This is a genomic window from Herbaspirillum sp. AP02 (assembly GCF_015767275.1).
Classification (GTDB): Bacteria; Pseudomonadota; Gammaproteobacteria; order Burkholderiales; family Burkholderiaceae_D; genus Herbaspirillum.
In genome coordinates, this window is sequence record NZ_JADWMY010000007.1 from 171926 (window position 1) to 186496 (window position 14571).

The window sequence follows — 14571 nt, forward strand, 5'->3', positions numbered from 1 at the left end:
CCGCGCCACTGGAGCGTTCCTTGCTTGATTCCCGGACGCCCTTTTCTCGATTTTTTTGACCAGTTGGAAGATAGGAAGACCATGAGCCTGCGCATCATCGCCACCGGCGGCACCTTCGACAAGCACTATGACGAAATCGCAGGCCAGCTCGGCTTCGGTGAGAGCCACCTGCCCGACGTCATCGCCCGTGCCCGCATCACCACCGAAGTGTCCCTGGAAACGCTGCGCCTGCTCGACTCGCTGGAGATGCAGGATGGCGATCGCCAACGCGTGCTGGCGGCCTGCCAGGCCTCGCCGCAACAGGCCATCGTCATCGTGCACGGCACCGACACCATGCAGCAGACCGCCCAGGTGCTGGGCCCGGCGCTGGCCGACAAGACTGTGGTGCTGACCGGTGCCATGATCCCCTACGAGATCGCCAACTCGGATGCGCTGTTCAATTTCGGCTTCGCCTGTGGTGTGGCGCAAGTGCTGCCACCGGGGGTGTATGTGGCGATGAACGGGCGCATCTTCGCCTGGAACAAGGTCGCCAAGAATCGCAGTGCCGGCGTCTTCGAGCCGATCTGACATAGCAATGGCATCGTCCGCCCTGCCCTAGCGAGGTTGCTGCCGGGCCCACTCCCGACAGAACGACAGCAGCGCGGCCAGGCTGGGCGAAGGCGCCCGGTGCCGGCTGACCACCATGTAGAAATGGCGACGCAAGGTCGGCAACGGCGTCTCCAGTTCGACCAGCTTGCCGGAGTCGATCAAGTCCTCCACCACCGAGCGCGACAGGCAACTGATGCCCAGACCTTCGGCGGTAGCGCGCTTGATCGCCTCCGAATTACCAAATTCGAACGACGACGGCAGGTGGTGCAGATAGGGAATCAAGGCATGCTCCACCGCCTCGCGCGTACCCGAGCCCGCCTCGCGCAACAGCCAGTCGGCCTCGCGCAACATCTTCAGCGTGATCTTGCGCCCGCCTGTGACGATGGGATGCGCGGGCGCGGCCACCACGATCAGCTCGTCCATCATCCACGGTTCGACCTGCACGTCGTCGGCGTGGCAGGGCCCTTCGATCAGGCCGGCATCGACCTCGAAATTGACCACCGCATCGACGATATCGGCCGTATTGGCCACCAGTGCCCGTACCCGTGCACCGGCATGGCCCCGGCGATAGGCCGCGATCATGGCCGGCAACAGATAGCTGCCGATGGTGGTGGAGGCCCCCAGATGCAGCTCGCTGCCGGAGGCCGGGTCGCTGAACTGGCGTTCGATGGTCTGCGCGGCGTCCAGCATGTGGCGCGCCTGCGGCAGCAACTGGCGGCCGCTGTCGTTCAGGACCAGGCGCTTGCCCACACGGTCGAACAATTGCACCCCCAGCAGGCTCTCCAGCTCATTGAGCGAAGCACTGGCAGCCGACTGCGACAGCGCCACCAGGCCGGCTGCGGCCGTGGTCGAGCCCGACTGGGCCACGGCCAGGAAGATCTGCAACTGCCTGAGTGTGATCCGCATATCTCTCCCAAAAGCATTCCCGGCGTCCGGGAGTCATCGTCAATCTACCTGCTTAACAGGTAGATATTATCAAAATAACGCGTTTTTCTTTTATATGTAGCCCACGTACAGTGCACTCCATCAACCGAACTGATCCATCGAACACGTCCTGTGTGGAGAGCATCATGCGTACCGCAACACCAACCTTCCCGCTGCATCCCGCGCTGGCCGGCATCGTCCTCTCCGGCGCGGTAGCGTGGGCCGCCATGCGCCTGGGCGATATCGCCTGGCTGCAGAACCACGGCTTTTCGGCACTGACGGTGGCCATCGTGCTGGGCATCATCCTGGGCAATACCGTCTATGCGCGCATGGGCGCCTATTGTGGCGAGGGTGTGCGCTTTTCCAAGCAGACACTGCTGCGCGCCGGCATCATCCTGTACGGTTTCCGCCTGACCTTCCAGGACATCGCCCATGTCGGCATCGCCGGCGTGGTGATCGATGCGGCCATGCTGCTGTCCACCTTCGGCCTGGCCTGGCTGGTCGGCACCCGGCTGCTGAAGCTGGATCGAGATGCCGCGCTGCTGATCGGTGCCGGCAGCTCGATCTGTGGCGCGGCCGCGGTGATGGCGACCGAACCGGTGCTGCGCGCGCGCAGCGAAGAAGTCACCGTGGCGGTATCGACGGTGGTGATCTTCGGCTCCCTGGCGATCTTCCTCTATCCACTGCTCTACACCTTGCAGGCCGAACCGGTCTGGGGCCTGCGTCTGCCGGATTTCGGCGTCTACATCGGCTCCACCGTCCATGAAGTGGCGCAGGTGCTGGCCGCGGCGCGCTCCATCGACCAGCACACGGCCGACGTGGCGGTGATCACCAAGATGGTCCGCGTGATGATGCTGGCGCCCTTCCTGCTGATGCTGTCGATGCGGGTCGCTCCGCACAGCCCGGGTCAACAACACCAGCCGCACCAGCAGCGCAAGCTGTCCATTCCCTGGTTTGCCTTTGCCTTCATCGGCGTGGTCATCTTCAACTCCTTCTTCCCGCTGCCGGCCCAGGTCAACCAGGTGCTGCTGCAGATCGATACCCTGATGCTGGCCATGGCCATGGCCGCCCTGGGTCTGTCCACCCACCTCTCGGCCCTGCGCAGCGCCGGCATCAAGCCGATGATCCTCGGTGCAGTGCTGTTCGCCTGGCTGGTCATCGGGGGCGCACTGGTCAACGGCGCACTGGGACGGCTGCTGGCCTGAGTATCAGAAGGCAGCAACACGTTTCGACGCCAGCCTGAAAAAAAGCGCGGTCTCCTTCGGGAGCCGCGCTTTTTGCTTGCGGAGTTGAGCGGTGGACAGGGACGCAACTTAATGCAAGCCGCCGCGCTGGGACAATTCACGGATGATGCGTATCGTATCGATATCGGCCTCCTGATAGGCCTGGCGCCGGAAATTGTCGTAGAAGGCTTCGGAACCATCGATATCGGCCGGCTTGCCATCGTCGTACTCGAAGCGCACGAACAGCACCTCGTCCTGCGGCTCCTCGATGGTCATGCTCATGCGCGAGGCCGGAATGTCGCCCTGCGCCGGTACCTCGTAGAGCACCTGGATCTGCGGCAGGTAGGTCACCTTGTCGATGATCACCAGTTCGCCATAGCGCAACTCGCGACGCACGCTGTCCAGGCTCTTGTCGGACAGGCGGCACTCGTCCAGGTGCGGCATGAACAGACGTGGCGACTCCGCCCGCAGGACCAGGCCGTGCCACAGCTCGTCGCGGCTCAAGGTATCGATCAGCGGGTTGAGCGGATCGTTGATCTGGATGAGGTGATTGAATTTCATGTTTGCACTCGTTTAGTCTGGCCACGCTGGGTAGGCCCATGCGCGCATTGTCCCACAGGGCCGGCCCGCCGGTAGCGACCTGAAGCGGCCGGGCTGCAGGCGGACTGCTACAATGGCGCCTCTTTTCCACCCCCTGCCGCCGCCGATACCCTCCGTATGTCCGCCCCTTCTTTCGGCCTGAACAAGCCACAAAGCGAAGCCGTCCACTACATGGCCGGACCTTGCCTGGTGCTGGCCGGGGCCGGCTCGGGCAAGACCCGGGTGATCACGCAGAAGATCGCACACCTGATCGAGAACTGCGGTTACGAATCGCGCAACATCGCCGCGCTGACCTTCACCAACAAGGCCGCGCTGGAAATGCAGGAACGTATCGCCAAGCTGTTGAAGGACCCGAAACAGGCCAAGCACCTCACGGTGTCGACCTTCCATTCGCTGGGGGTGAAGATATTGCGGCAGGAGTCCAAGCATCTGGGGCTGAAGGACCGCTTTTCAATCATGGACAGCGACGATTGTTTTTCCCTGGTGCAAGAACTGGCGGTGACCACCGACAAGGCCATCATCCGCGGCATCCAGAATGCCATCTCGCTGTGGAAGAACGGCCTGGTCGATCCGGCACTGGCCGAGAAGAACGCCCGCACCGAGGACGAGGCCCAGGCGGCCCGCATCTATCGCAGCTATGTCGCCACGCTCAAGGCCTACCAGGCGGTCGACTTCGACGACCTGATCCGCCTGCCGGTGGAACTGTTCCGCAGCAACGAGGAAGTGCGCGACCGCTGGCAGCGCAAGCTGCGCTACCTGCTCATCGATGAATACCAGGACACCAACACCTGCCAGTACGAACTGGTCAAGCTGCTGGTCACCGGCGTGGGCAAGAAGCCCATGTTCACCGCCGTGGGCGACGACGACCAGGCCATCTATGCCTGGCGCGGCGCCACCATCGAAAACCTCAAGCTGCTGGGCGTGGACTTCCCCAACCTGCACCTGATCAAGCTGGAACAGAACTACCGCTCCAGCACGCGCATCCTGCAGGCGGCCAATGCGGTCATTTCCAACAACCCCAAGCTGTTCGACAAGACGCTCTGGTCGGAACACGGCCTGGGCGATCCGATCAGCGTGATGGCCATGGATGACGAGGAAGCCGAGGCCGACCAGATCGCCATCACGCTCTCGGCGCACCGCTTTGAACGGCGCGCCAAGTTCGCCGACTATGCGATCCTGTATCGCGGCAACCACCAGGCCCGCATCCTGGAAAAATCGTTGCGGCGCGAACGCATTCCCTACGTCATGTCCGGTGGCCAGAGCTACTTCGACCGCGCCGAGATCAAGGACATCATTGCCTACCTGCGCCTGATCGCCAATCAGGACGACGACCCGGCCTTCATCCGCGCCGTCACCACCCCGCGTCGCGGCGTCGGCCAGGCCACGCTGGAAGTGCTGGGCACACTGGCCGGGCAGTGGCAGTGCTCGCTGTTCGAAGCCGTCTACAAGGGTGGCCTGGAAGACAAGCTGACCGACCGCCAGCTGCTGCCGCTGCGCAAGTTCTGCGACTTCATCAACGCGCTGGAATCGCGTGCCACCCGCCCCGGCCCCTCCGGCAGCGGCGCCGAGGCCGGCCGCGTGCTGGACGACATGATGGAGGCCATCAACTACGAGTTCTACCTCTACGACAGCTTCGAGGAACGTGCCGCCCAGGCACGCTGGCAGAACGTGGTGGACTTCATCAACTGGTTGAAGGAACGCGCCTGCGGCGGCCGCGATGGCGATGGCGAGGAAAAGAACTTGCTGGAAATCACCCAGATGGTGGCCCTGATGAGCATGCTCGAAGGCCGCGACGAAGAGCAGGATGCGGTGCGCATGTCGACCCTGCACGCCTCCAAGGGACTGGAATTCCCGCACGTCTTCCTGGTGGGCGTGGAAGAAGGCATCCTGCCCCACAAGGGCGACCCCGATACCCCGCCGGAAGCCGCCGCTGCACGCGTGGAAGAAGAACGCCGGCTGATGTACGTCGGTATCACCCGCGCCCAGCGCTCGCTGCACCTGTCCTGGTGCAAACGCCGCAAGCGCGCCCGGGAAGTGATCGAGTGCCAGATCTCGCGCTTCGTCAAGGAGATGCGCCTGGACGAAGGCGAGGCAGTACCGCAGGAAAGCGAAAAGATCACCCCCCAGGCGCGGCTGGCCAATCTGAAGGCCCTGTTGCAGAAACCTCGTCCGACGCCGGAAGGAAGTTGAGCCTGGCAGCACCAGTGCGTTCAAAACGTGGCAAAAATGTCGTCCACGCGCACATAAATTGTGCGATTTGATGCGATTTGATGTGTTAGCGCCCGTCCCGGCCATCTCGCGGTTTAAAATGCCGCCTGCTAAAAAATCCCCGAGTTTCACCGGAGCAACACCACCGGCTGTGCCATCCGCGCTTGCCTGGCTGCTCCGCCCAACCATTCCAGACAAGGAAATCCACAAGATGATCAAGATGTTCTCCCGTCACGCCCGCTCGCTGGCGCTGACCGCCGGCTTCGTCGGCATGCTGGGCCTGGCTGCCTGCGGCAAGCAGGAAGACAAGAGTGCCGCTGGCGCCGCGCCGCAAGCCGCCCCGGCACGCGTGTACGTGGTCGGCGTGGAATCGGCCTATGCGCCCTTCTCCTCGGAAAACGAACAGAAGGAAGTGGTCGGCTTCGACATCGACATCATGAAGGCGCTGGCCAAGAAGATCGGCATCGAAGTCAAGTTCGTGCCGACCCCGTTCGAAGGCTTCTTCAACTTCCTGGCGCAGGGCGACCGCGACCTGCTGATCTCGGCCATCACCATCACCGACGAGCGCAAGAAGTCGGTGGCCTTCTCGGACCCCTACTTCGTGGCCACCCAGACCATCGCCCTGCCGGCCGCTGATACCAAGGTCAGCAAGATGACGGACCTGAAGCCCCTGACCGTGGGTACCCAGAGCGCCACCTCCGGTGACGAACTGGTGCAGCAGGTGCTGGGCAAGAACAGCGCCAAGATCAAGCGTTTCGACTCGACCCCGCTGGCCCTGAAGGAACTGGAAAGCGGCGGCGTGGATGCGGTCGTGGCCGATGAGCCGGTGGTCAAGAACTACATCGCCAACAACCCCGACAGCAAGCTGCGCACCGTCACCGATCCGGATTTCCCCAAGGAAGACTACGGCATCGCCGTGCGCAAGGATGATCCGGAACTGCTGGCCAAGATCAACAAGGGCCTGGCCGAGATGAAGGCTGATGGCAGCTTCGCGGCCATCAGCGCACAATACTTCGGCAAGTAAGCGCCGGCACCGGCACTACCGCAGGACGGCGGCGCGATGCCGCCGTCCTGTCTTTTCGACACCCGATTTCTTCAACCACCGATCGAGTCCGACATGGATTTCCGCTGGAGCATCATCCAAGGCTATGCGCCGCTGTTCGCCAAGGGCATTCTCATGACCTTGCAGGTGTCGCTGATCAGTATCCTGATCGGCACCGTGATCGGCTTGCTGGTGGGCATGCTGCGCCTGGCCGAGGTGCAGCACGGCGCCTGGAAGTGGCCGCTCAAATGCCTGCGCTGGCTGGCCGGCTTCTACGTCGCCTTCTTCCGCGGCACACCGCTGTTCGTGCAGATCATGCTGATCCACTTTGCAGTGATGCCCTTGCTGGTGCAGCAGGAGCATGGCCTGCTGATCAGCGGCGAACTGGCCCGGACCATCAAGCAGGACTACGGCGCCTTCCTGTCGGGTACGGTGGCCTTGTCGCTCAATGCCGGGGCCTACATCTCGGAAATCTTCCGCGCCGGCATCCAGTCCATCGAGCGCGGCCAGTCCTATGCCGCCGCTAGCCTGGGTATGAACTACGGCCTGACGATGCGCTACGTGGTGCTGCCACAGGCCTTTCGCCGCATGTTGCCGCCGCTGGGCAACGAAGCCATCACGCTGTTGAAGGATTCGTCCCTGGTCTCGGCCATCGGCCTGGCCGAACTGGCGTATGCGGCCCGTACCGTGGCCGGCACCTATGCCCGCTACTGGGAACCTTACATCACCATCTCGGTACTGTATTTCTCCATGACCATCTGCCTGGCGCTGGTCGTGTCGCGCCTGGAAAACAAGTACAGCGCACCGCATCGTCGTTGATCGCGACTGACCACTACTGACCACCACCGCAGCAATGTGCGGCAATCGCGTGCGCTCAGCGCAGGCGGGCGGTATCATCCCGCGCATGACACAGATGCAGACTCCCCCAAGCAACACCCCAGGCAACGGCCGCGCAGTCGTGATCGGTGCCGGCCCGGCCGGGCTGATGGCGGCCGAAGTGCTGGCCGCCCATGGCCTGGCCGTGGACGTCTATGACGCCATGCCCTCGGCCGGCCGCAAGTTCCTGCTGGCCGGACGCGGCGGCATGAACATCACGCATTCAGAACCCCAGCCCGACTTCCTGCCGCGCTATGGCAATCGCCGCGAGCAGATCGCGCCCTTCGTGCGCCGCTTTGATGCGGATCGCCTGCGCCAGTGGATCCATGATCTCGGCATCGAGACCTTCGTCGGCAGTTCCGGCCGGGTCTTCCCGCGCGAGATGAAGGCTGCACCGCTGCTGCGCGCCTGGCTGCATCACCTGCGCGAGTCCGGCGTGCGCCTGCACATGCGCCATCGTTGGCTGGGCTGGCAGGACGATGGCCGCCTGCGCCTGGCCGGCCCCGAGGGCGACATCAGCGTGCGCGCCGACGCCGTGGTCCTGGCCCTGGGCGGAGCGAGCTGGCCGCGCCTGGGCTCGGATGGCAGCTGGGTGCCCCTGCTGCGGGAACGCCAGGTCGAGGTCGCGGCACTGCAGCCCTCCAACTGCGGCTTCGAGCTGGACTGGAGCGAACACTTCCGCGAGCGCTTCGCCGGCGAGCCGGTCAAGCCGGTGGTTGCCAGTACCGCGCTGCCCAGTGGCGGCGTACAGAATCGTCGCGGTGAATTCATCGTCACCGCACAAGGCATCGAAGGCAGCCTGGTCTATGCCATGTCAGCCGCCCTGCGCGAGACCATCGCCAGCACCGGATCGGCCCGCCTCTATCTGGACCTGCTGCCGGACTGGTCGCTGGAGAAGGTGGAGGCCGAACTGGCCCATCCACGTGGCGCCCGTTCGCTGTCCAGCCACCTGCAGAGCCGCCTGCATCTCAAGGGCGTCAAGGCCGGCCTGCTGCGCGAGCTGATGAGCAAGGAAGATTTCGCCGACATGGGCAAGCTGGCGCGTGCCATCAAGGCATTGCCATTGCCGGTGTTGCGACCGCGCCCGATCGGGGAAGCCATCAGCAGTGCCGGTGGCGTCAGCTTCGAGGCGCTGGACGACGCGCTGATGCTGCGTGCCCTGCCGGGTGTGTTCTGCGCCGGCGAAATGCTGGACTGGGAAGCGCCCACGGGCGGCTACCTGCTCACCGCCTGCTTCGCCACCGGCCATGCCGCCGGCCTTGGCGTGGTCCAATGGCTCAAGGACGAAGGCCGCCATGCCGGCCTGGCCACCCCCTATACGGAAGGACAGAAGTGATCAACGAAGACCGCATCATCGACATCGAGATGAAGATCGCCCATCAGGAAGACCTGGTGGATGAGCTGAACCAGACCGTCTATCGCCAGCAGAAGAAGATCGAAGAACTGGAAATGCTGTTGCATGCCCTGGCCAAGCGCTTCAAGGAAATGTCCGACAGCAGCCAGGATCGTGCGGCGGCCAATGAAAGGCCGCCGCATTACTGAACCATCGGCGGCAGCACTACCGCCGGATGGAGAATTCAGGGACGGACGTGGACAATCCGACATCGCTTGTGTCGGGATGGACGTGTAAAATCTTCCTTTTGCCCCTGTCCCCGGAAGCCTATGTGGTTTAAGAATCTACAGATCTATCGTCTGCCCGCACCGTGGGCGATCAACGCCGACGAACTCGAATCCCATCTGGCGCCGCAGGCCTTCGCCGCCTGCTCCAGCCTGGACATGCAAAGCCAGGGTTGGGTCGCACCGCGCAACAATGAAAAGCTGGTGCACGTGGTGAACCGCCAGCTGTTGCTCAAGCTCGATACCGAAAAGAAACTGCTGCCCTCGACCGTCATCAACCAGGTCACCAAGGCCCGTGCGGCCGAGCTTGAAGAACAGCAGGGCTTCCCGCCCGGCCGTAAGCAGACCAAGGAATTGAAGGAACAGATCACCGATGAGCTGCTGCCACGCGCCTTTTCCGTGGTGCGCAGCACCTGGGTCTGGATCGATCCGGTCAATGGCTGGCTGCTGGTCGATGCCGGCTCGCCCTCCAAGGCCGAGGAAGTCCTGAAGCTGCTGTTCAAGGCCATTCCGAAGTTCCCGCTGGAAACGCTGCGCACGGTCATGTCGCCAGGCGCGGCGATGACCGACTGGCTGGTCAGCGATGAAGCCCCCAACGGCTTCACCGTCGACCAGGATACCGAACTGCGCTCCACCGCCGAGAGCAAGGCCACCGTGCGCTATGTCCGCCACGCGCTGGAGGCGGAAGACATCCGCCGCCACATCGAGGCCGGCAAGCAGTGCACCCGTCTGGCCCTGACCTGGGCGGACAAGGTGTCCTTCGTGCTGACCGAGAACCTGTCGGTCAAGCGCATCGCGCCGCTGGACGTGCTCAAGGAAGACAGCGAGATCGCCGGCAAGAACGACGATGAACGCTTCGATGGCGATTTCATGCTGATGACCGGAGAACTGGCCAAGCTGTTAGCCGCATTGGTCGATGCTCTCGGTGGCCAGTTGAAGGAAAACGACGGCGCTTTGGCACAAGCGGCCTGATTTCCAGCGTGCCAGTCAATGGATGACGGGAGCCTCGGCTCCCGTTTTTTTACGTCTGCGGCCGCCGCAGTCTCAGTCGTTCGCGCTCACCAGCACGTTCTCCAGTGGCAGCATGGCATGCCTGAGCGTGGCGGCCAGCCGCGCATTGGACACCCCGTCCCGGGCACCCAGCGCCAATCCATTGAGGAAGCTGGTATAGAAATCGCCCAGCGCGGTCACGTCGGCGTCGGCGCGAATCTCCCCTTCACGTTGTGCCTGCAGCAGGCGGGCGCGAATCTCGTTGCGGCGCTTGTGACGACGTTGCGATAGCGCATCACTGTGTTCGCTGTTCTCGGGGGCACAGTTGATGGCGGAAATCACCACCATGCAGCCCTTGCCGACCGGCAATCCAGGTGCCCCGGATTTGCCAGAATACATGCGCACGCTGGCACGCAGCATGGCATGCAGGTCTTCGCGTATGCCCTTTCCGGCCTGCAACAGGCGCAACGGTTCGGCGCTGACGGTACGCGAATAGACTTCCACGACCTCCCTGAACAAGGCATCCTTGTCGCCGAAGGCGGCGTACAGGCTCGGGGCCTTCACGCCGATGGCATCGGTCAGATCGGCCATGGTGGTGCCCTCGTAACCCTTGTTCCAGAAGACTTGCATGGCCTGGCGCAATGCCTGATCGCGATCGAAACTGCGCGGACGGCCGCGGGTTCTTATCATCGGTTTCCTTTGCGGGGTGTTACCCCAAACGGTAATGGACTCGTCAGGCAGTGTAGTTTATTTTAATTCAGGTTACAAAAATAAATGCAAACCCCTTGAATAATCCCGCAGTCGTTTCTATTATCTAATGCTCGTTACATAAATAAGCGTGTACCGAACAGGAATTGGTGGTCGGCAACGGCCGGTTCCCCACCACATCAGTCATATCGGCACCCATCGAAAGGACATGCCATGAGCCGCAAGACCCGAATAGAAAACTACCGCAACATCGGTATCAGCGCCCACATCGACGCGGGCAAGACCACGACCACCGAGCGCATTCTTTTTTATACGGGTGTGAACCACAAGATCGGCGAAGTGCATAACGGTGCGGCCACCATGGACTGGATGGAGCAGGAGCAGGAACGCGGCATCACCATTACCTCGGCCGCCACCACGGCCTTCTGGAAGGGCATGGCCGGCAATTATCCCGAGCATCGCATCAACATCATCGACACCCCGGGCCACGTGGACTTCACCATCGAGGTGGAGCGCTCCATGCGTGTGCTGGATGGCGCGGTGATGGTGTACGACTCGGTGGGTGGCGTGCAGCCGCAGTCCGAGACCGTCTGGCGCCAGGCCAACAAGTACAAGGTGCCGCGCATCGCCTTCGTCAACAAGATGGACCGCATCGGTGCGGACTTCTTCCGCGTGCAGCGCCAGATCGAGGAACGCCTGAAAGGCAAAGCCGTCCCCATCCAGATTCCGGTGGGCGCGGAAGACCACTTCTCGGGCGTGATCGACCTGGTCAAGATGAAGGCCATCATCTGGGACGAGGCCAGCCAGGGCGTGCTGTTCAAGTACGAAGACATCCCGCTGGAGCTGGAAGAAACGGCACGCGAATGGCGTGACCGCATGGTCGAGCAGGCCGCCGAGGCCAATGAGGAATTGCTGGAGAAATACCTCTCCGGCACGCCCCTGACCGAGGACGACATCAAGCGCGGCCTGCGCCTGCGCACAGTGGCCAACGAGATCGTGCCGATGCTGGCCGGCAGCGCCTTCAAGAACAAGGGTGTGCAGGCCATGCTGGATGCGGTGATCGACTACCTGCCCTCGCCCATCGATGTGCCGGCCATCGCCGGCCATGCCGAGGACGACAGCGAGATCGAGCGCCATCCGTCGGACGAAGAGCCGTTCTCGGCCCTGGCTTTCAAGATCATGACCGACCCGTTCGTGGGACAGCTGACCTTCTTCCGCGTGTATTCCGGCATCATCAATTCCGGCGACACGGTCTACAACCCGCTGAAGGGCAGGAAGGAACGCCTGGGCCGCATCCTGCAGATGCACGCCAACGAGCGCAAGGAGATCAAGGAAGTGTTCGCCGGCGATATCGCGGCGGCCGTGGGCCTGAAGGACGTGACCACCGGTGACACGCTGTCGGATCCGGAGCATCCCATCATTCTGGAACGCATGATCTTCCCGGAACCGGTGATCTCGCAGGCGGTGGAACCGAAGACCAAGGCCGACCAGGAAAAGATGGGCATTGCCCTGAACCGACTGGCCCAGGAAGACCCGTCCTTCCGCGTGCATACCGACGAGGAATCAGGCCAGACCATCATGTCGGGCATGGGCGAGCTGCACCTGGAAATCCTGGTGGACCGGATGAAGCGCGAGTTCAACGTCGAAGCCACCGTGGGCAAGCCGCAGGTGGCTTACCGCGAAGCGATCCGCAAGGGCGTGGAAGACGTGGAAGGCAAGTTCGTCAAGCAATCCGGCGGACGCGGTCAGTACGGCCATGTGGTGATCAAGCTGGAGCCGCAACCGGCCGGCAAGGGCTATGAATTCGTCGATGCCATCAAGGGTGGCGTGGTCCCGCGTGAATTCATCCCGGCGGTCGACAAGGGTATCCAGGAATCACTCAAGGCAGGCGTGCTGGCCGGGTATCCGGTGGTGGACGTGAAGGCCACGCTGACCTTCGGGTCGTATCACGACGTGGACTCCAACGAAAACGCCTTCCGCATGGCCGGCTCGATGGCCTTCAAGGAAGCGATGAAGCGCGCCGGTCCCATGCTGCTGGAGCCGATGATGCAGGTCGAGGTGGAAACGCCCGAGGAATTCATGGGCAACGTGATGGGCGACCTGTCCTCGCGGCGCGGGATGGTGCAGGGCATGGAGGACATGGTGGGCGGCGGCAAGCTGGTGCGCGCCGAGGTCCCCCTGTCGGAGATGTTCGGCTACTCGACCACGCTGCGCTCGCTGTCGCAGGGTCGCGCCACCTACTCGATGGAGTTCAAGCACTATGCCGAGGCGCCACGGCAGGTGGTGGAGCAGTTGACCGGTAACAAGGGCCGCGGCTGATTGCCTGGCCTGCGCAGGCAATCGGGGTTCTACGCCGGGTAGTCACAAAGCCGGGGCATCTTGCGATGTCCCGGCTTTATTTTTAAGAGACGGTCAGTCAACGTGGCTGGTTGACCTTCTCCTTGGCCATCGACAGGGCAATCGCCGCCGCCACGACCAGGCTGGCCGAAATCACGTACAGGCCATTGTTGGTGCTGTGCGTGACATCCTTGATCCAGCCGACGATGAAGGGGCTGACGAAGCCCGCCAGGTTGCCCACCGAATTGATGACTGCGATCCCTGCGGCGGCAGCGGCACCCCGCAGGAAGGCCGGCGGCAGACACCAGAACTGTGCCAGGCCGGTAATGATGCCCATGGTCGCCACCGTCAGCGTGGCCACGGCCACCAGCGGCGTCTGCGGCAGCAGGGTACTGGCGATCAGGCCGACCATCCCCACCAGGGCCGGCAGAGCCACGTGCCAGCGGCGTTCACCGGTGCGATCGGAATGCGTGCTGGTCCAGATCATTGCCAGGGTGGCGGCAGCGTAGGGGATGGCGACCAGCCAGCCGATGGTCTCAGGGCTGCTCACACCGGAGGCCTTGATCAACGTCGGCAACCAGAAGCCGATGCCATACAGGCCCATGATGAAACCGAAGTAGGCCGCCGACAGCACCCACACCATCGGATGGCGGAAGCCACCCAGCATCGAATGCTCGCTGACCGTGGCGTCGTCAGCGTCGATATTGGCCTGCAACAGGCGCTTCTCGTCATCGTTGAGCCAGGAAGCCTTGTTGATGCCGTCGTCGAGGTATTTGAGCACCATCACGCCCAGCATCAGCGAGGGCAAGGCTTCGATCAGGAACAGCCACTTCCATCCCGCCATGCCATGCGCACCATCGAAGGTCGCCAGGATCCAGCCCGACAGCGGACCGCCCAGTACACCGGCCATGGGGATGCCGGTCATGAACAGCGACGTCACCTTGGAGCGCCGGGCCGAGGGATACCAGTAGGTCAGGTAGAGGATGATGCCGGGGAAGAAGCCGGCCTCGGCCACGCCCAGGAAGAAGCGCATGATGTAAAACACCGTCGGTGTCTGCACGAACATCATGGCGCCGGAGATGATGCCCCAGCTGAACATGATGCGGGCAATCCAGCGACGCGCGCCGAAGCGATGCAGCATCAGGTTGCTGGGCACTTCGAAGATGAAATACCCGAGGAAGAAGATGCCGGCGCCCAGACCGTACACGGCCTCGGAAAACTGCAGTTCGTTCAACATCTGCAGCTTGGCGAAACCGACGTTGACGCGGTCGAGATAGGCGACCACGTAGCAGATGAAGAGGAAGGGAATCAGGCGCCAGGTGACTTTGGCATAGAGCCGCTCTTCGGCGGCCGGCGCAAACCCGGCGTGGCCGGTGGCGATGGTGGTGGTCATGGGGTCTCCGTTGTGATGGGGTACTGCTGGCCGGCCGCCTCTGCGGGCGCTCGGCCGCTGTTGCC

The 14571-nt window shown here is 63.0% G+C and carries 13 protein-coding genes; 9 read left to right on the plus strand and 4 right to left on the minus strand.

The genetic code is table 11. The features are described from left to right. The first annotated feature begins 81 nt into the window (after positions 1–81). Entirely contained in the window at positions 82–567 is a 486-nt protein-coding gene (locus I5R65_RS15630; RefSeq protein ID WP_180668531.1) for an asparaginase domain-containing protein, read from the plus strand. Positions 568–594: 27 nt separating this feature from the next. Here I5R65_RS15630 and I5R65_RS15635 read toward each other — a convergent pair whose 3' ends face one another. After that, positions 595–1494: a LysR family transcriptional regulator gene (locus I5R65_RS15635; protein ID WP_180668532.1), complete on the minus strand. Its 900-nt coding sequence runs from the start codon at positions 1492–1494 to the stop codon at positions 595–597. A 164-nt stretch (positions 1495–1658) separates the two neighbouring features. Between I5R65_RS15635 and I5R65_RS15640 the strand changes: the two genes are divergently transcribed. Continuing rightward, the gene (locus I5R65_RS15640) at positions 1659–2717 is read left to right on the plus strand and encodes a YeiH family protein (RefSeq protein WP_180668533.1); all 1059 of its coding nucleotides are present in this window, start codon (positions 1659–1661) and stop codon (positions 2715–2717) included. 108 nt (positions 2718–2825) lie between these two features. Here the strand turns inward: I5R65_RS15640 and I5R65_RS15645 are convergent, their stop codons facing one another. Continuing rightward, positions 2826–3296, minus strand: a complete 471-nt coding sequence (locus I5R65_RS15645) for an SRPBCC family protein (protein ID WP_180668534.1) — start codon at positions 3294–3296, stop codon at positions 2826–2828. 156 nt (positions 3297–3452) lie between these two features. On the opposite strand from I5R65_RS15645, the gene I5R65_RS15650 reads away from it, so the two are divergent. The 6 genes from I5R65_RS15650 (at position 3453) to I5R65_RS15675 (ending at position 10050) form a co-directional block, all read left to right on the plus strand. Beyond that, on the plus strand, positions 3453–5525 hold the full coding sequence (locus I5R65_RS15650; protein ID WP_180668535.1) for a UvrD-helicase domain-containing protein: 2073 nt from the start codon (positions 3453–3455) through the stop codon (positions 5523–5525). 229 nt (positions 5526–5754) lie between these two features. Further along, on the plus strand, positions 5755–6567 hold the full coding sequence (locus I5R65_RS15655) for a basic amino acid ABC transporter substrate-binding protein (protein ID WP_180668536.1): 813 nt from the start codon (positions 5755–5757) through the stop codon (positions 6565–6567). A gap of 93 nt (positions 6568–6660) precedes the next feature. Beyond that, positions 6661–7404 (plus strand): amino acid ABC transporter permease, encoded by a 744-nt coding sequence (locus I5R65_RS15660; protein WP_180668537.1) that lies wholly within the window; start codon positions 6661–6663, stop codon positions 7402–7404. Positions 7405–7498: 94 nt separating this feature from the next. Then, entirely contained in the window at positions 7499–8797 is a 1299-nt protein-coding gene (locus tag I5R65_RS15665; protein WP_180668538.1) for a TIGR03862 family flavoprotein, read from the plus strand. Continuing rightward, a complete protein-coding gene (locus I5R65_RS15670) occupies positions 8794–9003 on the plus strand; it encodes a SlyX family protein (RefSeq protein ID WP_006461382.1) in 210 nt (69 codons plus the stop codon). The genes I5R65_RS15665 and I5R65_RS15670 overlap by 4 nt, the downstream gene beginning before the upstream one ends. A 120-nt stretch (positions 9004–9123) precedes the next feature. Further along, positions 9124–10050, plus strand: a complete 927-nt coding sequence (locus I5R65_RS15675) for a recombination-associated protein RdgC (RefSeq protein WP_180668539.1) — start codon at positions 9124–9126, stop codon at positions 10048–10050. A gap of 72 nt (positions 10051–10122) precedes the next feature. Here I5R65_RS15675 and I5R65_RS15680 read toward each other — a convergent pair whose 3' ends face one another. Next, positions 10123–10758: a TetR/AcrR family transcriptional regulator gene (locus I5R65_RS15680; RefSeq protein ID WP_180668540.1), complete on the minus strand. Its 636-nt coding sequence runs from the start codon at positions 10756–10758 to the stop codon at positions 10123–10125. A 231-nt stretch (positions 10759–10989) separates the two neighbouring features. Here I5R65_RS15680 and fusA point away from each other — a divergent pair, with 231 nt between their 5' ends. Further along, a complete protein-coding gene (fusA, locus tag I5R65_RS15685; protein ID WP_180668541.1) occupies positions 10990–13095 on the plus strand; it encodes an elongation factor G in 2106 nt (701 codons plus the stop codon). Between the two features lie 97 nt (positions 13096–13192). Here the strand turns inward: fusA and I5R65_RS15690 are convergent, their stop codons facing one another. After that, positions 13193–14506: an MFS transporter gene (locus I5R65_RS15690; protein WP_180668542.1), complete on the minus strand. Its 1314-nt coding sequence runs from the start codon at positions 14504–14506 to the stop codon at positions 13193–13195. Between the last annotated feature and the right edge of the window lie 65 nt (positions 14507–14571).

Bases quoted from the DNA above. Each gene is read 5' to 3' on its own strand.
- I5R65_RS15630 (WP_180668531.1), top strand. From the start codon at position 82: ATGAGCCTGCGCATCATCGCCACCGGCGGCACCTTCGACAAGCACTAT.
- I5R65_RS15635 (WP_180668532.1), bottom strand. From the start codon at position 1,494: ATGCGGATCACACTCAGGCAGTTGCAGATCTTCCTGGCCGTGGCCCAG.
- I5R65_RS15640 (WP_180668533.1), top strand. From the start codon at position 1,659: ATGCGTACCGCAACACCAACCTTCCCGCTGCATCCCGCGCTGGCCGGC.
- I5R65_RS15645 (WP_180668534.1), bottom strand. From the start codon at position 3,296: ATGAAATTCAATCACCTCATCCAGATCAACGATCCGCTCAACCCGCTG.
- I5R65_RS15650 (WP_180668535.1), top strand. From the start codon at position 3,453: ATGTCCGCCCCTTCTTTCGGCCTGAACAAGCCACAAAGCGAAGCCGTC.
- I5R65_RS15655 (WP_180668536.1), top strand. From the start codon at position 5,755: ATGATCAAGATGTTCTCCCGTCACGCCCGCTCGCTGGCGCTGACCGCC.
- I5R65_RS15660 (WP_180668537.1), top strand. From the start codon at position 6,661: ATGGATTTCCGCTGGAGCATCATCCAAGGCTATGCGCCGCTGTTCGCC.
- I5R65_RS15665 (WP_180668538.1), top strand. From the start codon at position 7,499: ATGCAGACTCCCCCAAGCAACACCCCAGGCAACGGCCGCGCAGTCGTG.
- I5R65_RS15675 (WP_180668539.1), top strand. From the start codon at position 9,124: ATGTGGTTTAAGAATCTACAGATCTATCGTCTGCCCGCACCGTGGGCG.
- I5R65_RS15680 (WP_180668540.1), bottom strand. From the start codon at position 10,758: ATGATAAGAACCCGCGGCCGTCCGCGCAGTTTCGATCGCGATCAGGCA.
- fusA (WP_180668541.1), top strand. From the start codon at position 10,990: ATGAGCCGCAAGACCCGAATAGAAAACTACCGCAACATCGGTATCAGC.
- I5R65_RS15690 (WP_180668542.1), bottom strand. From the start codon at position 14,506: ATGACCACCACCATCGCCACCGGCCACGCCGGGTTTGCGCCGGCCGCC.